Genomic DNA, 18,030 nt, shown 5'->3' on the forward strand with positions numbered 1-18,030 from the left:
GGGGAATCGCAGATGCTGATGCCGAAAAACGTGAAAAAATGGCTTGCCGCACCGGCAGTCTGTTTATTCATCATGGGGTGCAGCGCAAATGAAACGTCTCATCAACAGGAAAAAGACAGACAAAAAAACGAAATCCGCATTATGGCTCCGCTGCTATCGCCGGAAAGCCCGGGGGAAAACAGCCCTTCGTTAAAGGCGCTCGAAGCGTATACGAAAAAGCAAATCAATGTGACATGGGTCCCGAACTCTTCTTACAACGACAAATTTAACATCGTTATGGCTTCGGGCGATCTGCCGCATGCCATCGTCGTGACGGACAAGTCGCCGGGGTTCATCAAATCGGTCAAAGCAGGAGCGTTTTGGGAGCTTTCCCCATACTTAAAGGATTACGAAAACTTAAGCCGGGCAGACAAAAAGGTTATGAAAAACAGCTCGATAAACGGGGAGGTCTACGGCATATACAGGGCAAGGGACCTGATCCGCGCCTCGATCATCATCAGAACCGACTGGCTGAATAACGTCGGGCTCGATATGCCGAAAACGATCGACGATTTTTACGAAGTGCTGAAAGCGTTCAAAGAAAAAGACCCTGACAAAAACGGCAAAGACGATACGTACGGAATGGTGGTGCCGAAATGGATGGGGCTTGGCAACGGAAGTCCGTGGGATATTATGCAGACATGGTTCGGGGCGCCGAACCGTTACGGAGTCAATGAGAACGGTGAGCTCGTTCCCGATTTTACGACGGATGAGTATATGAAGGCGCTCTTCTTCTTTAAAAAGCTTTACGATGAACGGTTGATCAACCGGGATTTTGCCGTGATGGATTCGGCGAAGTGGAACGATCCGGTCGTGAAGGGAAAGGCGGGCGTGATCGTTGATACGGGTTCACGGGCTTCACAAATCCAGAGCGCTTTAGAGGAAAAGGATTCCGGAAACAAAGATGTGATCGATGTCATCGGAAGCGTAGAAGGGCCGAAGGGAACCTATACATTCCCGACCTCAGGATACGCGGGAATGATCGCGATTCCGAAAGCGAGCGTCAAAACGGAAAAAGAATTGAAGGAGGTGCTCGAGTTTCTCGACAATATGAATGACAAACAAGCCCAGATCATCGCCAATAACGGGGTGGAAGGGCGGAATTACAAGCTTGAAAACGGCGCATTTTCGTCCCTCGAAAAAAACAACAAAAAACTGCTATATGAGCATGAAGGACTCGCACAGTTCAGCATGGGGATTCCCGAGCAAAGGCATTATATCGAAGAGCAAACGTCCAAGCTGTTCAAGCACAGGCAGCAAGTCATGAAAGAAGGCGAAAAAATTGCCGTGTTCAACCCGGCTGAATCGCTCGTATCAGATGTATATACCCAAAAAGGGGCACAGCTCGACAACATCATCCTTGACGCGAAAACGCAGTTTATCATCGGTGACATCGAAGAAAAAGGCTTTCAGGATGCCGTAGAACTCTGGTATAAAAGCGGCGGGGAGGACCTGATGAAAGAGCTGAATCAATTGTATCAAAAGTCGAAATAACGCTTTTTACCAGTACATCGAAAGGGGGTGCGGCAGATGGAAATCGCCGCCAAAACGGAGAGAGCCGCTGTCAAAACGAAAAGGAAAACGAATTGGCTGACCGCCATAAAACGCGACAAATGGCTGTATCTTCTGCTCGTTCCCGGTATGTTATATTTTCTCATTTTCAAATACTGGCCAATGTGGGGCGTATTGATCGCCTTTAAGGATTATTCGCCGTATCTCGGCTTCTGGCAAAGCGAATGGGTCGGTTTCGAGTATTTTAAAGACTTTTTTATGAATCCCGATTTTTTCAGATTGCTGCGCAATACGCTTATGCTCGCGGCTCTCGATTTGATTTTTGCATTTCCGGCGCCGCTCATCCTTGCCCTCCTGCTGAATGAGCTGAGGCACGCCATTTACAAAAGGTGCATTCAGACGCTGATCTACGTCCCGCACTTTGTCTCGTGGACGATCGTCGCAAGCATCACCTTTGTCTTCTTTACGGTCGACACCGGCGTGATCAATAAACTCATCGAAAGGATAACGGGGGGAGAGATTTCTTTTCTCTCAGATCCTGAATGGTTCAGGCCGATGATCGTGATGCAGAGCATATGGAAGGAAACGGGCTGGGGCACGATTTTGTTTTTGGCCGCGCTTGCTTCGGTTGATCAGGAGCAGTATGAAGCGGCCGTGATGGACGGGGCGGGGCGCTTCAGAAGATTGTGGCATATTACGCTTCCTGCGATCAGAAGCACGATCGTCGTCCTACTTATTCTTAGAATCGGCAGCTTTTTGAACATCGGCTTTGAACAGATTTTTTTAATGACCAACTCCTTGAACAGAAGCGTGGCAGAGATTTTTGACACGTATGTCTACGTTGTCGGGATCACGCAGGGCGCCTACAGCTACAGTACGGCAGTCGGGCTTTTCAAATCGGTTGTCGGCGTCACCTTGATTTTCGGGGCGAACTATATTGCGAAAAAATTTGACCAGGACGGTCTGTTTTAAAAATGGGGGTGAAAGGAAATGGCCGGTCCAGAATCGCTTCATAACACGAAAGCCGGACGGGCGTTCGATGTGTTAAATATCGTCTTCCTCGGCTGCTGCGGGCTTGTGACGGTGCTGCCCTTTCTGTACATCATCGCCGGTTCGTTTGCAACAGAAGCAGAACTTGCGGAACGCAGCTTTTTTATCTTTCCGGAGACCTTTTCGCTTGATGCGTACCGCTATATTTTTTCAACGCCGACATTTATCAGGAGCATGGGGGTGTCTGTGTTCATCACGATTGTCGGCACGATCATTCAGCTCGTGTTTACGTTTACGATGGCGTACCCGCTCGCCAAGCGGCACGTCAAAGGAAGGAACCTGGTGCTGAACCTCGTCATTTTTGCGATGCTTTTCAGCGGGGGGATGATTCCGACGTACCTCGTCGTCAAATCGCTGGGACTTCTTGATTCTTACTGGGCTTTAATTTTGCCGATGGCGATCAACCCGTTTAATTTAATCATTATTAAAAACTTTTTTCAGCAGCTGCCGAGAGAGCTCGAAGAGTCGGCGAAAATCGACGGCTGCTCGGAGATCGGCGTGTTTTTCCGGATCGCGCTTCCGCTTTCAAAACCGATTGTTGCGACATTCGCCTTGTTTTATGCGGTCGGCATTTGGAACGATTTTTTCCACGCGCTCCTTTACATCAATGACAGCGCAAAATGGCCCCTGCAAATGGTGCTGCGCCAGGTGACGATCCTTTCTGATCTGACCGGAACGACAAACGAACTGGCAGAAAACGCCGTCCCGCCGGAGCAGTCGATCAAACTGGCCGTCATCGTCATTGCGACGCTCCCGATTTTAGCCGTGTATCCGTTTTTGCAAAAGCACTTTGCCAAAGGGATTTTGATCGGGTCTGTGAAAGGATAAAAAAGCCGCCGGCATTTGCCGGCAGCTTTTAAACGGTGTTATCTCTTTTTTTCATCCAAAAATACAACGGCAGTCCGGCAAGGCCGATCAAGATCGACCATAAACAGCTGTAAAAGTCCGTGATAAGCGTGCTTGCCAGGACAAACAAAGATCCGGCGATGGCCGCAATCGGCAAATACGGGTAAAGCGGCACACTGTACGATCTTTTCAGCCCGCTGTTCTTCTTCCTTAAAATAAACACCGCGAAAAATGCCATCACATAAAAGATGTAAATCATAAAAATCGAAACCTCTGACAGCTTTTCGGGGTTGCTGATGACCATCAAAATACAGGCGATGACGATCTGCACGATCACGGCGATCCATGGCGTACGAAACGTCGGGTGAACGTGTGAGATCCAGTGCGAAAACGGCAGCTGTTTCTTTTCGGCCATCGCGAATATCACGCGCGGAAAGGACAGCACCTTTCCGTTTAAGCATCCAAAAATGCTGACGATGATTCCGATGGAGATCAGTTTGCCGCCGATCGGCCCGAATAGCATCGAGGCGGCTGTGCCCGTCGCATTCTCGCCGAGTTTAACGATCTGATCAGCCGGTAAAACATGAAGCAGCGCTATATTGATAAACAAATAGCAGGCCGTGACAAGGAGAATCCCTCCGGTCATCGCTTTGGGAAGCAGCTTTTCAGGATGCTTCATCTCCCCTCCGAGCGCTGCGAGAAGAATCCAGCCGTCATATGCAAACAATGTCGCCAAAACGGCAGCCCCGAAGTTTTGGTCACTGATGCTGGATGCGACTGTGCTGAAGATCTGCTCATCGCCTTTCCAAAGGCCGAAAATCACGATAAAGACAATGGGAATCAGCTTTCCGACCGTCGTGATCGTCTGAATCACTCCGCCGTATTTAGTGCCGATGATGTTGACGATGCACAAAAAGGCGAGGGTGATGATGCCGACAAGCGCTGTCCATGACTTGTCCCAGGAAAACAAATGGGTCACGAGAGAGCCGAAATACAATCCGATGGCGCCGATGATCGCCGATCCGTAAATGATAATCTGGACCCAGCCGCACAAAAAGCCCCAAAACTCTCCGTAAATCTCTTCAAGATACGTATAAAGACCGCCCGTTTTCGGTATCTGTGTGCCGATTTCGGCGATGGTCAATCCGCCCGCAAGCGTTAAAACCCCTCCGAGTAGCCAGGCGAAAAGCGCGATCTGCGCATTTCCGGAATAAGAAAGAACGCTGCCGGGCTTCATAAACACGCCCGAGCCGATGATCGTTCCAATGACAAGAGAAAGCGCAAATAACAAGCCTATCTCTTTCCTGAGTCCGTTTGCTTCTGCATTCATTTGTTACGCCTCCCATTGTTCATCTAAAAAACTTTTTTTATATTGTAATACCAATTTCGTAAAATAAAAATAAAATAAATTTTCTGATTTTCGTATTTTGCCGTTTTTTACCCATTTTAAATCGTGTGAATTGCCTTTTATTCGTTTTATAAGCGAACTTTAATAGTTTATAAAATAGTTATTGTTAGGGTTTTTCGGTCGAGTCGAATCGGTTGACTTTTTCCGCGAAATCACATAATTTGGACATAAGATATATCTCGAATTCGAGATATTTTTGAATAGGAGAGGATCTACATGAACGTACACGGTATTCACCACGTATCCGCGTTAACGGCAAATGCGCAAAAAAATCTCGATTTCTATGTGAGAGGACTTGGAATGAAGCTTATCAAAAAAACGGTCAATCAGGATGATCCGACCATGTATCATTTGTTTTACGGAGATGAGGTGGCGACTCCGGGATCGGATTTGACGTTTTTCGAGATTCCGATGCTCGCGCGCCGCATAGAAGGAACGAACTGCATTTCTTCGATATCCCTTCGCGTGCCGGGGGAGGAGGCGCTCCGCTTTTGGGAAAAACGTCTCGATGAGCTCGGCGTTCGCCACGGAGGCATCACAAAGCGGGCCGGGCGCAGCATTCTCAGTTTTTCAGATCATGAAGGCCAAAACATTATTCTCGCTGCTGATGAAAAAGGTAAAGACATCGGAGTACCTGTGAAAAACAGCGTCATACCTAAAGAATATGCAATCAGGGGACTCGGCCCGGTCGAGCTGTCTGTCTCTGATCAGGCGCCGACTGCATCAGTTCTGACAGACATCCTCGGCTTTCAGCAGATCGCTGAAGAAACCATCGCGGACACCGGGCGCAAGCTCCTCGTTTTTGAATCAGGAGAAGGCGGAGCCGCGACGGAAGTCCATATCACGGAGACGAAAGACCACAGAAGGGAGCGCCCCGGAAAAGGAAGCGTCCATCATGTCGCATTCCGCGTCAAAGATGAGGAAGAACTGCAAAAATGGCATGAAACCATCAGCGCGCACGGCTTCAACAATTCCGGCATCGTAGAACGCTATTATTTCAAAGCGCTGTATTTCAGAGAACCGAACGGCATCCTGTTTGAGCTGTCGACAGACGGTCCCGGATTTGCCGTCGACGAAGACATCGATGAGCTTGGTCACAGCCTTGCGCTTCCTCCGTATCTGGAAAACAGACGAAACGAGATCGAAGCCCGTCTCAAACCGATCAAATAATAGAAAAATCAAGGCCCGAACAAGGCCTTGATTTTTTTGTTATGCAAAAAGGCCGCCGGTTATTCCGGCAGCCAGGGGGGGACGCGTATTGAATTAAGAAGAGGTTACTTCTTTTTGATCAAGCTTCACTTGTTTTGTCATCGTTTTGCCGTTTCTGATGATCGTCACTTTCACCGTTTCACCGATTTTCGTATTTTTGTAAAGGATGCTGCGAAGGCTGCTTCCAGAATCGGTTTCCTTGCCATTCAGGCTGATGATGACATCATTTTCTTTTAGACCCGCTTTTTCAGCAGGAGATCCTGACGCGACCTGGCCGATGTAAATGCCTTTGTTTAATTGGCTGCTGGTCAGTCCGAGCGTGCCTGTTTGATAGTTTTCAGGAACCTGGCTGAGATCCATCATGCTGATGCCGATATACGGTCGTTCGATTTTTCCTTTTGACAAGAGTTGCTCTGCAATCGGCTTGACGTCATTGCTCGGAATCGCAAAGCCGATTCCTTCAACACCGGTTTCGCTGATTTTCATGCTGTTAATGCCGATCACTTCGCCTTTTTTATTGAGCAGGGCTCCCCCGCTGTTGCCCGGATTGATCGCCGCATCTGTCTGAATGACATTCATCTCGGTTTCGCCAGCTGACGTATCGACGGAAACGGTCCGGTTTACGCCGCTGATGATTCCTTGCGTCACGGTGCGGGAAAGGTCTTTGCCGAGCGGGTTCCCGATCGCGACGACCTGCTCGCCCGCTTTCAGGTTTGAGGAGTCGCCGAACGTTGCGACTTTTTCAACGTTAGCCGCAGAAATTTCCACAACAGCAAGATCTGTCAATGAATCGCTGCCGACCAGCTTGCCTTCCACTTCTTTTCCGTTTGAAAGGGAAACCGTCAGCTTACTCGCACCCTCGACAACGTGGTTGTTTGTAATAATATAAGCTTTTCCGTTTGCTTTTTTATAAATGACGCCTGATCCTGTGCCCGTTTCCTCTTCGCTTGAGCTGCCGCTGCCGTTTCCGCTGGTTGTTCCGCTTTCGCTGCTTTCAAAGCCGAACATGCCGCTCTGCGACTGTTTTTGATAATTTGAGATGCCGACGATGGCCGGCGATATATTTTCGACCATTGTTGACACATCTGTCGAGCTTGAGCTTGACAGCTTTTCGGTTTTCGTATTTTGCGAGGAAGATGTCGTCGTTTCCGTCGCTTGTGTTTGTGCGGCTGATGTCGTTTTCTCGGTCCCGCTGTGCTGAAACGTCGTGACGCCGAGGACAAGGCTTCCTCCGATGATGCCGCTGATGATCGGCGTCAGCCAAGAGAGCTTTCGTTTTTGCTGTTCCGCACGATTGACAGTGTGACTAACCTGATGTTCAGGGATGATGATTTCATTTTTGGGTTCACGGTTGTTTTCCCTATTGTATTCCATGTTCTCCACGCTCCTATTGTTATCATAACCTTTGATGCATACATCATAAACAAAGAGTGTGGGATAAACATGAGAAGATTGTGGGAAATTGTAAAAGAAACAGGGTAAAATAGATGGAGGGCCGTCTGACGGCTTATGTACAAAAAATCCCCTGAGGTGTTACACGTTGAATAAAATCGGTTTTATCGGGTTTGGGAGCATGGCAGACATGATTGCGTCCAAACTGCTTGAACAAGGAAAAATTGATGATCATATGGTGTCAGTAAATACAAGGACGATTGGCAGCCGGGCGGAAGAACTAGCGAAACGCTATCCGAATGTTTCTTTCCAATCGGCTGAAGAGCTGGCAAAAGAATGCGGCCTTATCTTCATATGCGTTCCACCTTTGGCTGTCGAAGAAGCGGTCACAAAAATCAGCCCCTTTCTCCGAAAGGATGCGCATATCGTATCGATTGCCGCTGCAGTTACGATCAGACGGCTTCACAAATGGACAGACCGGCAAGTATCAAGATACATACCGACTTTGACATCTGAGACGGGTACCGGTATTTCGCTTGTCGTTCACGGGGAAGGGGTGACAGAAGACAACAAAAAACGGCTCGAAGAATATCTCTCTTTATTTAGTACGGTGAAAAACATCCGTGAAGCAGATATCGATGCCGCAAGTAATTTAACAAGTTCATCGCCAGGATTCATTGCTTCGATTTTTGAAGAATTCGCCCAGGCCGCACTCAGGAACAGCAGCTTGACAAAGGAAGAAGCATTTGACTTTCTGATCCATTCTTTAGTCGGCACGGGAAAACTTTTACTGGAAAAACAAATGACGTTTGAAGAAACGCTTCAAAGAGTGGCGACAAAAGGAGGCATCACCGCCGAAGGGGCCGATGCGATCCGGAAGGCGGCACCGCAGATGTTTGACGAGGTATTTGTCAGAACGATGGAGAAATACAAGGAAATAAACGGAGCGGTTAACCGCCGGAAAAACGGGATTCATGAATGAGAGGCTGCCTGCATGCGGCCTCTTTTCATTGTCACTCGACATATTTCTACACTTTTCCATTAAGATCTTTAATTTCTAAAATTGCCAATAGTTATTGCAATTCTATTAAAATTCTAATATAATTTGTTAGAATATTCTTAAAATAATACAAAATTTGAGAGATTTGTCAGGGGGGTTTTGATGAAGCTGTATATGTCTGTTGATATGGAGGGGATTTCCGGGCTTCCGGATGATACGTTTGTCGATTCCAGCAAGCTGAACTATGAACGGGGCAGAGCGATCATGACGGATGAAGCCAATTACGTCATAGAAGAAGCGTTTAATAACGGCTGTTCTGAAGTGCTTGTCAATGACAGCCATTCGAAGATGAACAATCTTCTTATCGAACGGCTTCATCCTGAAGCACAGCTGATCTCAGGGGACGTCAAGCCGTTTTCGATGGTGCAGGGACTTGATGACACGTGCGGGGGAGCGATTTTTCTCGGTTACCACGCAAGGGCGTCGATGAAAGGCGTCATGTCGCACAGCATGATCTTCGGCGTCAGGCATTTTTACATAAACGATCAGGCCGTCGGCGAACTCGGATTTAACGCATATGTCGCGGGCTATTACGGCGTTCCGGTGCTGATGGTGGCCGGTGACAAACAGGCGGCGCTCGAAGCGGAGGAGCTCATACCGAACGTGGCGACGGCCGCCGTCAAAGAGACGATTTCCCGCTCGGCTGTCAAATGTCTGACGCCGGAGAAAGCGGGGCGGCTTTTAAAAGAGCAGACGGCCTTTGCGCTCAGAAACAAGGATAAAATCAAACCGCTCACGCCTCCCGACAGGCCGGTGCTGAGCATCGAATTTGCCAACTACGGTCAGGCGGAATGGGCGAACTTGATGCCTGGCACCGACATCAAGCCGGGAACGACAATCGTCCGCTATGAAGCAAAGGATATTTTGGAAGCTTACCAGGCAATGCTTGTGATGACAGAGCTTGCGATGCGGACGACATTTTCATAGGAGGGTGTGATGAAAAATGGCGGGTTACATCATCAAGCGGCTGCTCTCGATGGTGGCGACCATTTTGGTGATTACGACGCTGACCTTTGTGATGATGAAAGTGATACCCGGCTCTCCTTTTAATGAAGAGCGGACTACAAATGAAGCGGTGCAGCAAAACCTTGAGGCTTACTACCATTTGGACGAGCCTCTCTTTGTTCAATATTTGTTTTATTTGAAATCGATCGTCACGTTTGATTTCGGCCCGTCGATCAAACAGCCGTCGCAGAGCGTAAACGATTTGCTGGCAAGAGGCTTCCCCGTTTCGTTTGAACTGGGAATGACGGCGCTTGTGATCGCCATTTTGTCGGGCGTCGTTCTCGGCATCTTCGCGGCGCTTCGGCAAAACGGGATCATCGATTACTTGGCGATGACGCTCGCCGTCCTCGGAATTTCCGTTCCGAATTTTATTATGGCAACCATGCTGATTCAACAATTTGCCGTCAATTGGAACATCTTCCCGCCGTCGACATGGACGAGCCCAATGCACATGGTGCTCCCGACAGCTGCTTTGGCCATGGGGCCGATGGCGATCATCGCCAGGCTGACGCGTTCCAGCATGATTGAGGTGTTGACCCAGGATTACATCCGGACGGCGAGGGCGAAGGGGCTTTCTCCTTTTAAAATCGTCGTCAAGCATGCGCTGAAAAACGCGCTCATGCCCGTCATTACGATTCTCGGGACGCTCTCAGCCGCGATTTTAACAGGCAGCTTCGTCATCGAAAAAATCTTCGCCATTCCGGGAATGGGAAAATACTTCGTCGAAAGCATCAACTCCCGCGATTATCCCGTCATAATGGGAACCACCGTTTTTTACAGTATCATCCTCATCGTTATGCTGTTTCTAGTCGACATGGCCTACGGAATTCTCGATCCGCGCATTAAACTGCATAAGAAAGGGTGAGACATATGAGCCTCCCAGTTCGCACGGAACATAAAGCGCCGCCGGGCGGGCATATCCCGAACGAATGGTTCGTTCCGAAAAAACAGGAAAAAGGCGAAAGCGAATCTGTCGTAAGGCCGAGCCTTTCATACTGGCAGAACGCTTGGCGGATTTTAAGAAAAAACAAGCTTGCGATGACCGGTCTAGGGATTTTAATATTCCTCTTCATCATGGCGGCTCTCGGACCCGTCTTGTCTCCGCACAGCGTTACACAGCAGTCGCTCTCACAGCAAAATCTTCCCCCGTCCGGAGAGAATTGGTTCGGAACGGACGAGCTTGGCCGCGACGTGTTTACAAGAACATGGTACGGAGCCAGAATTTCTCTTTTTGTCGGTGTGATGGCGGCTTTGATCGATTTTGCGATCGGCGTCGTTTACGGCGGGATTGCCGGGCTTAAAGGCGGCAAAACCGACCATATCATGATGCGGGTCATCGAAGTTCTTCACGGTCTCCCGTATTTACTCGTCGTCATCCTGTTAATGGTGCTGATGGGACCGGGGCTCGGCACGATTCTCGTCGCGCTGACCGTCACCGGCTGGGTCGGCATGGCCCGGATCGTCAGGGGGCAGGTGCTGAAGGTCAAGCATGATGAACACGTTCTCGCATCGAAAACGTTTGGGGCGGACACGATGCGGATCATCAGAAGGAATCTGCTTCCGAACATGATGGGGACGATCATCGTTCAGATGACGCTGACGGTGCCGTCGGCCATATTCGCCGAAGCTTTTTTAAGCTTTCTGGGCCTTGGAATTCAAGCTCCGTTCGCCAGCTGGGGCGTTATGGCAAACGACGGTTTGCCGGTGATTTTGTCAGGACATTGGTGGCGGCTGTTCTTCCCGGCTTTCTTTATTTCGCTGACGATGTTCGCCTTCAACGTTCTTGGGGACGGCCTTCAGGATGCACTTGACCCGAAGCTGAGGAGGTCATGACGATTGCAGAAAAAAATATTGGAAGTCGATAACCTGCATGTTTCGTTTTCGACGTACGGCGGGGCGGTCAAAGCCGTCCGCGGCGTGAGCTTTGATTTATATGAAGGAGAAACGTTTGCGATCGTCGGCGAGTCAGGGTGCGGAAAGAGCGTCACTTCGCAAAGCATCATGCAGCTGTTGCCGAAGCATTCGGCCGTGATTACGGACGGTTCGATTCGCTTTAAAGGAAAAGACCTGTGCCATCTGCCTGAAAAGGAGATGAGGGCGATACGGGGGGCGGAAATCTCGCTGATCTTCCAGGACCCGATGACGGCGCTCAACCCGACTTTGACCGTCGGCGATCAGTTGACAGAGGCGATCCTGCAGCACCGGGACGTGACGAAGGACGAAGCGAAAAAAGCCGTAATCTCAATGCTTGAGCTCGTCGGAATTCCGAATCCGAAAGAGCGCTTAAAGCAGTATCCGCACCAATTCAGCGGAGGGATGAGGCAGAGGATCGTGATCGCGATGGCGCTGATTTGCGAACCTGAGATCCTGATCGCCGATGAACCGACAACGGCGCTTGATGTCACCATACAGGCGCAGATCCTTGAGCTGTTTAAAGACATTCAGCGGAAAACCGGGGTGGCGATCATTTTAATTACCCATGATTTAGGCGTTGTCGCACAGACGGCTGACAGAATCGCGGTTATGTATGCGGGGAAAATCGCGGAGACGGGAACGAGAGCAGACATTTTTTATCAGCCTCAGCACCCGTACACAAAAGGGCTGCTGAAATCCGTGCCGAGGCTTGACCTTGATGATGCAGACCTCGTTCCGATCGACGGGACGCCTCCGGATTTGTTTTCCCCGCCCGAAGGCTGTCCGTTTACCGCCCGCTGCGGGTACGCCATGGAGGTCTGCGAAAGGGTCTATCCGGTGAAAACAGAGGTGTCGGCGGGGCATGACGTATGCTGCTGGCTTCAGGATGAACGGGCGAAGCGGGCTATACTATCGTCCTAACAAAATGAAACGGGGGGATTTGATGAAAAGATGGTGGAGCAGTTTGATCGTCATAATTGGTTTCGTCATGCTGTTCGGATGTACGGCCAATGAACAGGCAGGACAAAATGCAGGAGGAAAAGGAAACCACGCGGAAAAAGAACAGGTGCTAAAGCTGAACAATGAAAATGAACCGACGTCATTCGATCCGCCGATCGGCTTTGATAATGTGTCATGGCAGGCGCTGAACAACCTGATGGAAGGGCTAACCCGGCTTGGCTCAGATCATGAGCCTGAGGCTGCTTCAGCCGAAAAATGGAGCATTTCCGATGACGGAAAGACATATACTTTTACAATTCGCGAACAGGCGAAATGGTCAAATGGCGATCCGTTGACAGCGGGCGATTTCGAATACGCCTGGAAGCGCCTGCTCGATCCGAAAACGGGTTCATCCGCCGCGTTTTTAGGATATGTTATCGAGGGCGGTGAAGCGTTTAACAGCGGAAAAGGCTCAAAGGACGATGTCAAGGTTACAGCCGTTGACGACAAAACGCTTAAAGTCACGCTGACAAGCCCGCAAAAATCGTTTTTAAGCATCGTCTCAAACCCGGCCTTTTTCCCCGTCAACAAGAAAATAGCCGAAGAAAACCCGAAATGGCATGAGGAAGCTGACACATTCGTCGGAAACGGGCCGTTTCAACTGACGGAGTGGAAGCATGATGAAAGCCTGACGATGGAAAAAAGCGATACGTATTGGGATAAGGATACCGTCAAGCTGGATAAAGTCACATGGGCGATGGTCAATGACAGAAATACCGATTATCAAATGTTTGAGTCAGGCGAGCTTGACACAGCTTATGTGCCGGCGGAGATGAGCGAAAAGCTGATGGGATCTGGCGAGGTGAAGGTGTTTGACCAGGCCGGCCTTTATTTTTACAGATTCAATGTCAATATGGAGCCTTTCCAAAACGAGAACATCAGAAAAGCGTTCGCGATGGCCGTTGACCAGCAGGAAATCGTCGACTACGTCACGAAAAACGGCGAAAAACCTGCGCGCGCCTTCGTCTCGCCGGGCTTGAAAGGATCAAACGGCAAGGATTTTCGCGAGGAAGGCGGGGATTTAGTCACATTTAACGCTGAAGATGCGAAAAAGCTCCTTGAAAAAGGAATGAATGAAGAGCATTATGAGAAGCTTCCTGATGTTACGCTGACATACAGCACAAAGCCCGAACATAAAAAGATGGCCGAAGCGATTCAGCAAAAGCTGAAAAGCGTATTGGGCGTGAACGTGAAGCTGGCCAATATGGAATGGAACACGTTCCTTGAAGAGCAAAAAGCGCTCAAATTTCAATTTTCCCAAAGCTCTTTTTTGCCTGATTATGCCGACCCGATCAACTTCCTGGAAAGCTTTCAAACCGGCAATTCGATGAACAGGACCGGCTGGAGCAGCAAAGCGTATGATCAGCTGATTAAAGAGGCGAAACAAGAAGCTGATGAAACAAAGCGCGATAAACTGTTGCACGAGGCGGAAAAACTGCTGTTTGAAGGCATGCCGATCATTCCGGTCTATTTCTATAATCAGGTTCACTTGGAAAAGGAAAATGTAAAGGGCATCATCCGCCATCCTGTCGGCTATATCGAACTGAAATGGGCCGAAAAAACGCAGTCTAAAAAAACGTCCGCCCGGGACATTCATGTGCGCTTTTCGTACAGTTTTCGGGCGGTTTTTTCACAAAGGGGGACTTAGCATTGAGAGTAGCACCTCGCAAACTTGAGAGAGGGGATGCGGTCGGAGTGATCGCTCCCGCCAGCCCGCCCGTCGCAGAACGGCTTGATAAAGCCGTCGAATATTTAAAAGAGCTTGGGCTCCGCGTCAAACTCGGCCGCGCCGTCGGCAAAAGGTGCGGCTATTTGGCGGGAACGGATGAAGAGCGCGTCAACGACTTGCATGAAATGTTCCAAGACCCTGACGTAAAAGCGGTCATTTGTGCGTGCGGTGGATATGGTACGGGGCGGATCGCAGAGCGGATTGATTATGACATCATCAGAAACCATCCGAAAATTTTTTGGGGCTACTCAGACATCACCTTTTTACATATTGCCATCCAGCAATGCACAGGCATGATCACATTCCACGGCCCGATGTTAAGCTCCGACATCGGAAAGGAAGACGTCCACCCATTGACAAAGCGGTCATTTCAGCAGCTGTTTCACAGTATGACGCTCAGCCTGACCGAAGACGTGTCGCCTTTAGAGACAATCGTTAAAGGAAAAGCGAAAGGCAGACTGATCGGCGGAAACCTCGCGCTCCTCGTGACGACCCTCGGCACGCCGTTTGAAATCGATACAAGAGAGAAGCTTTTGTTTATTGAAGATATCGATGAAGAGCCTTACAGAATTGACAGGATGCTCAATCATTTGAAAATGGCCGGGAAATTGTCCGATGCCGCAGGCGTTCTGCTTTGCGATTTTCATGACTGCATTCCGAAAAAGCGCGATGAGTCGCTGATGTTGAAGGACATTATTCAAGATTATATCGTCCCGGAAGGAAAGCCGGCGCTGTCCGGCTTTAAGATCGGTCACTCTTCTCCGAACATTGCCATTCCGATCGGAGCGGAAGGCGTGCTTGATGCCGATAAAAAGCAGCTCGTCATCGAACCGGGAGTTTCTTAAAGGAGGCCGCCATGAAAATTACGGGAATTCATACATACCGTATTGCCGTTCCGCTAGTAAAGCCGTTTAAAACCGCGCTCAGAACGGTACGTACCGCAGAAGCCGTCATTGTGAAAATGTCGGCTGAGAATGCGGCGGGCTGGGGGGAAGCGCCGCCGACTGCCGTCATTACCGGAGAAACCCTTGACAGCATCGAAAGCGCGATCAAGGAAGTATTCGCCCCGGCTCTGACCGGCCGAAGTTTACTAAATGCAGAAGCGATATTTCACGACATCGGGAAACTGATGAGCGGAAATACGAGCGCAAAGGCAGCCGTTGATATGGCCGTTTACGATTGTTTATCACAGATGTGCGGGCTTCCCCTGTATCAATTTTTGGGAGGATACAGGCGGGAGATGGAGACGGATTTCACCGTCAGCGTCAATGATCCGGATGAAATGGGCGAAGACGCTGCCGGCTATGAAAAAGCCGGATTTCGCACGTTAAAAGTAAAGGTTGGAAAAGACGACATAGAGACAGATCTTGCCCGCATCCGTGAAATCCGCAGACGGACGGGGCCGGGCGTGAAGATCCGGCTTGACGCGAATCAAGGCTGGACACCGAAACAGGCGATCAGAGCGATCAAAAAGATGGAGGATGAAGGGCTTGAGATTGAGCTTGTCGAACAGCCCGTCCATAAAGGCGATCTTGCAGGACTAAAACGGGTGACAGACGCAGTCGATACGCTGATCATGGCGGATGAAAGCGTCTTTTCGCCGGAGGAGGCGTTTCAGGTGCTGAAAACGAGAAGCGCTGACTTGATCAATATCAAGCTGATGAAAGCGGGCGGCATCAAGAGGGCGCTGCAAATCAATGCGATCGCAGAAGCATGCGGAGTCGAGTGCATGGCAGGCAGCATGATCGAAACAAGGCTCGGCATTACGGCGGCGGCTCACTTTGCAGCAAGCCAAAAAAACGTGACAAGGTTTGATTTTGACGCGCCGCTGATGCTGAATGAGGAGATCGTTGAAGGCGGAGTCAGCTACGCCGGCAGCAGGATTGTGATTCCTGATGCACCCGGGCTCGGCATCACAGACGTCAAAGGGGAGGCGATACGATGAATGTGTATACGGCAGCCGTTTCAGTAGCGAACGTCTGGACGAATCCTGACGCACCGCGGAGGATCGATCAGGCAATGCTCTCGCGGCCCGTCTGTGTAAAAGGCTGGCTTGAATCTTTAACATATGAGAAGCGCCTTGAGCTGTGTACGGCCAATCTCATTCAAACACAGGTGCTGTTCGGTGAAGAAGTGCTGGTGCTTGAAGAAAGAGACGGCTGGGCAGCTGTCGTGATCCCTGGACAGCCGTCGGCGAAAGATGAGCGCGGCTATCCGGGCTGGATGCCGAAAGCCTCTCTGGCAAAAAAACGCCGGGCGGAGGCGGAAGCGTTCGCCGTCATCCGAAAGCCGACCGCTTATTTATATACGGAGGAGAAACAGAGAGAGCTCGAATTAAGCTTTCTCACGTCGCTTCCCGTTCTCGGGGAAGACAGAGCCTGGTATCAGGTAGACACGCCGTTGGGGGCAAGGCTGCTGAGGAAAAAGGACGCCGGCACCCTATCCTGTGAAAAAGGCTCGGGAAAAGACATCGTTCAAACGGGAGAAGCTTTTTTGCACCTGCCTTATCTGTGGGGCGGAATGAGCGGATTTGGCTATGACTGTTCAGGTTTTGCGTTTTCGATGCTGAAGGCAAACGGCTGCTTTGCACCCCGGGATGCCGGTGATCAGGCAAAGGGCGGCAGAGAAGTTCCGTTTAGCCGGCCGGAGCCGGGAGATCTGTTGTTTTTTGCATATGCAGAAGGGCAAGGCCGGGTGCATCATGTCGGCATTTATTACGGAAACGGAAAGATGCTTCATTCTCCGAAGACGGGCAAAACGATCGAAATCATATCCATCGAAGACACGGTATATGAAAAGGAACTATGCGCGATTCGGCGCTATTTTTCACCAGAAACGGGGGGAACGGCATGAAACAGGATACATTGCTGAACGTCAGCCGTCTGAAAATGCATTTTGACGCCGGGAAAGGCAAAACGGTCAAAGCGGTCGACGGTATTTCATTTGAAATTAAAGAAGGGGAGACATTCGGGCTCGTCGGTGAATCAGGCTGCGGCAAATCGACGACGGGCAGGGTGCTGATGCGCCTTTACGAACCTACCGGAGGCGAGGTTCGATACCGGGGGAAAAACATCCATGCATTAGACGAATCCGAATCGTTTCAATACAACCGCAAAATCCAAATGATCTTTCAGGACCCATATGCTTCATTAAACCCGCGGCTGACGGTCAGAGACATTATGCTCGAGCCGATGGAAATTCACGGCCTGTACGAAGGGCGGAAAGGGCGACTTGAAAAAGCGGACGAGCTCCTGGAATCGGTCGGCCTGCACCGAGGCTTTGCCAACCGTTATCCCCACGAATTCAGCGGCGGCCAGAGACAGAGAATCGGGATTGCAAGGGCGCTCGCCCTGGAGCCGGAGTTCATCGTTGCGGACGAACCGATCTCCGCACTCGACGTTTCCGTACAGGCGCAGGTGGTCAATCTGCTGAAAAAACTGCAAAAAGAAAAAGGGCTGACCTACCTGTTCATCGCGCATGATCTCTCGATGGTCAAGCATATCAGCGACCGGATCGGCGTCATGTATCTCGGCCACATGGTTGAAATCACGGCAAGCGCCCGATTGTATAAAGAACCGCTTCATCCGTATACACAGGCGCTTTTGTCCGCCATTCCGATTCCCGACCCGGATATTGAAGACAAACGGAAGCGTATTATTTTAAAAGGCGAGCTTCCAAGCCCGATCGACCCCCCGACAGGGTGCGTATTCAGGACAAGGTGCCCCGCTGCGATGGACATTTGCGCCGCAGAAAAGCCCGTTTTGAAGGAAGCTGAGGAAGGGCACTTTGTCGCCTGCCATTTGTATGACGGGAATATGAAAAAGGAGGCTGATGGCGTGAAGGTGACGGTACAGACCAGTTAGGGAT

At 50.1% G+C, this 18,030-nt stretch carries 15 protein-coding genes and 1 pseudogene; 14 read left to right on the top strand and 2 right to left on the bottom strand.

All coding sequences use genetic code 11. The features are described from left to right. Window positions 1-18: 18 nt before the first annotated feature. The 3 genes from AB447_RS18610 to AB447_RS18620 are packed head-to-tail and all read left to right on the top strand — an operon-like array spanning window position 19 to window position 3,429. Window positions 19-1,533, top strand: coding sequence for an extracellular solute-binding protein (locus tag AB447_RS18610; RefSeq protein WP_057957700.1), 1,515 nt, complete (start codon window positions 19-21; stop codon window positions 1,531-1,533). Window positions 1,534-1,569: 36 nt separating this feature from the next. Continuing rightward, window positions 1,570-2,523 (top strand): ABC transporter permease, encoded by a 954-nt coding sequence (locus AB447_RS18615; protein WP_048354420.1) that lies wholly within the window; start codon window positions 1,570-1,572, stop codon window positions 2,521-2,523. 18 nt (window positions 2,524-2,541) lie between these two features. Then, complete coding sequence (locus AB447_RS18620) at window positions 2,542-3,429, top strand: carbohydrate ABC transporter permease (RefSeq protein ID WP_048354419.1); 888 nt, start codon at window positions 2,542-2,544, stop codon at window positions 3,427-3,429. A 28-nt stretch (window positions 3,430-3,457) separates the two neighbouring features. On the opposite strand, the gene AB447_RS18625 is transcribed toward AB447_RS18620, so the two are convergent. Next, complete coding sequence (locus tag AB447_RS18625; protein WP_048354418.1) at window positions 3,458-4,777, bottom strand: APC family permease; 1,320 nt, start codon at window positions 4,775-4,777, stop codon at window positions 3,458-3,460. A gap of 294 nt (window positions 4,778-5,071) precedes the next feature. Between AB447_RS18625 and AB447_RS18630 the strand changes: the two genes are divergently transcribed. After that, window positions 5,072-6,025 carry a ring-cleaving dioxygenase gene (locus tag AB447_RS18630; RefSeq protein ID WP_048354417.1) on the top strand — a complete coding sequence of 318 codons (954 nt, stop codon included), beginning with the start codon at window positions 5,072-5,074 and terminating at the stop codon, window positions 6,023-6,025. Window positions 6,026-6,118: 93 nt separating this feature from the next. Here AB447_RS18630 and AB447_RS18635 read toward each other — a convergent pair whose 3' ends face one another. Further along, window positions 6,119-7,438 (bottom strand): S1C family serine protease, encoded by a 1,320-nt coding sequence (locus AB447_RS18635; RefSeq protein ID WP_048354416.1) that lies wholly within the window; start codon window positions 7,436-7,438, stop codon window positions 6,119-6,121. A gap of 166 nt (window positions 7,439-7,604) precedes the next feature. On the opposite strand from AB447_RS18635, the gene proG reads away from it, so the two are divergent. The 10 genes and pseudogenes from proG (at window position 7,605) to AB447_RS18685 (ending at window position 18,026) form a co-directional block, all read left to right on the top strand. Then, a complete protein-coding gene (proG, locus tag AB447_RS18640) occupies window positions 7,605-8,438 on the top strand; it encodes a pyrroline-5-carboxylate reductase ProG (protein ID WP_048354415.1) in 834 nt (277 codons plus the stop codon). 180 nt (window positions 8,439-8,618) lie between these two features. After that, window positions 8,619-9,443, top strand: a complete 825-nt coding sequence (locus tag AB447_RS18645; protein WP_048407097.1) for a M55 family metallopeptidase — start codon at window positions 8,619-8,621, stop codon at window positions 9,441-9,443. Between the two features lie 16 nt (window positions 9,444-9,459). After that, window positions 9,460-10,386, top strand: a complete 927-nt coding sequence (locus tag AB447_RS18650; protein WP_048354414.1) for an ABC transporter permease — start codon at window positions 9,460-9,462, stop codon at window positions 10,384-10,386. A gap of 5 nt (window positions 10,387-10,391) precedes the next feature. Further along, a complete protein-coding gene (locus tag AB447_RS18655; RefSeq protein ID WP_048354413.1) occupies window positions 10,392-11,354 on the top strand; it encodes an ABC transporter permease in 963 nt (320 codons plus the stop codon). 3 nt (window positions 11,355-11,357) lie between these two features. Beyond that, on the top strand, window positions 11,358-12,356 hold the full coding sequence (locus tag AB447_RS18660) for an ABC transporter ATP-binding protein (protein WP_048407098.1): 999 nt from the start codon (window positions 11,358-11,360) through the stop codon (window positions 12,354-12,356). A 4-nt stretch (window positions 12,357-12,360) separates the two neighbouring features. Beyond that, window positions 12,361-13,995, top strand: a pseudogene (locus tag AB447_RS18665) (peptide ABC transporter substrate-binding protein); the annotation flags it as partial. A gap of 89 nt (window positions 13,996-14,084) precedes the next feature. Next, entirely contained in the window at window positions 14,085-15,008 is a 924-nt protein-coding gene (locus AB447_RS18670) for a S66 peptidase family protein (RefSeq protein WP_048354412.1), read from the top strand. Between the two features lie 11 nt (window positions 15,009-15,019). Further along, window positions 15,020-16,108 (top strand): dipeptide epimerase, encoded by a 1,089-nt coding sequence (locus AB447_RS18675; protein WP_048407099.1) that lies wholly within the window; start codon window positions 15,020-15,022, stop codon window positions 16,106-16,108. After that, window positions 16,105-17,016, top strand: a complete 912-nt coding sequence (locus tag AB447_RS18680; protein WP_048407100.1) for a C40 family peptidase — start codon at window positions 16,105-16,107, stop codon at window positions 17,014-17,016. Before AB447_RS18675 ends, AB447_RS18680 begins: the two co-directional genes overlap by 4 nt. After that, window positions 17,013-18,026: an ABC transporter ATP-binding protein gene (locus AB447_RS18685; protein ID WP_057957694.1), complete on the top strand. Its 1,014-nt coding sequence runs from the start codon at window positions 17,013-17,015 to the stop codon at window positions 18,024-18,026. Before AB447_RS18680 ends, AB447_RS18685 begins: the two co-directional genes overlap by 4 nt. The last annotated feature ends 4 nt before the right edge of the window (window positions 18,027-18,030 follow it).

It is taken from the genome of Bacillus glycinifermentans, from assembly GCF_001042475.2.
Taxonomy (GTDB): Bacteria; Bacillota; Bacilli; order Bacillales; family Bacillaceae; genus Bacillus; species Bacillus glycinifermentans.

Excerpts from the sequence above, each read along its gene's own strand:
- AB447_RS18675 (WP_048407099.1), top strand. The coding sequence starts at position 15,020 with ATGAAAATTACGGGAATTCATACATACCGTATTGCCGTTCCGCTAGTA.
- AB447_RS18630 (WP_048354417.1), top strand. The coding sequence starts at position 5,072 with ATGAACGTACACGGTATTCACCACGTATCCGCGTTAACGGCAAATGCG.
- AB447_RS18620 (WP_048354419.1), top strand. The coding sequence starts at position 2,542 with ATGGCCGGTCCAGAATCGCTTCATAACACGAAAGCCGGACGGGCGTTC.
- AB447_RS18610 (WP_057957700.1), top strand. The coding sequence starts at position 19 with ATGCCGAAAAACGTGAAAAAATGGCTTGCCGCACCGGCAGTCTGTTTA.
- AB447_RS18655 (WP_048354413.1), top strand. The coding sequence starts at position 10,392 with ATGAGCCTCCCAGTTCGCACGGAACATAAAGCGCCGCCGGGCGGGCAT.
- AB447_RS18615 (WP_048354420.1), top strand. The coding sequence starts at position 1,570 with ATGGAAATCGCCGCCAAAACGGAGAGAGCCGCTGTCAAAACGAAAAGG.
- AB447_RS18625 (WP_048354418.1), bottom strand. The coding sequence starts at position 4,777 with ATGAATGCAGAAGCAAACGGACTCAGGAAAGAGATAGGCTTGTTATTT.
- AB447_RS18650 (WP_048354414.1), top strand. The coding sequence starts at position 9,460 with ATGGCGGGTTACATCATCAAGCGGCTGCTCTCGATGGTGGCGACCATT.
- AB447_RS18645 (WP_048407097.1), top strand. The coding sequence starts at position 8,619 with ATGAAGCTGTATATGTCTGTTGATATGGAGGGGATTTCCGGGCTTCCG.
- AB447_RS18635 (WP_048354416.1), bottom strand. The coding sequence starts at position 7,438 with ATGGAATACAATAGGGAAAACAACCGTGAACCCAAAAATGAAATCATC.
- AB447_RS18680 (WP_048407100.1), top strand. The coding sequence starts at position 16,105 with ATGAATGTGTATACGGCAGCCGTTTCAGTAGCGAACGTCTGGACGAAT.
- AB447_RS18685 (WP_057957694.1), top strand. The coding sequence starts at position 17,013 with ATGAAACAGGATACATTGCTGAACGTCAGCCGTCTGAAAATGCATTTT.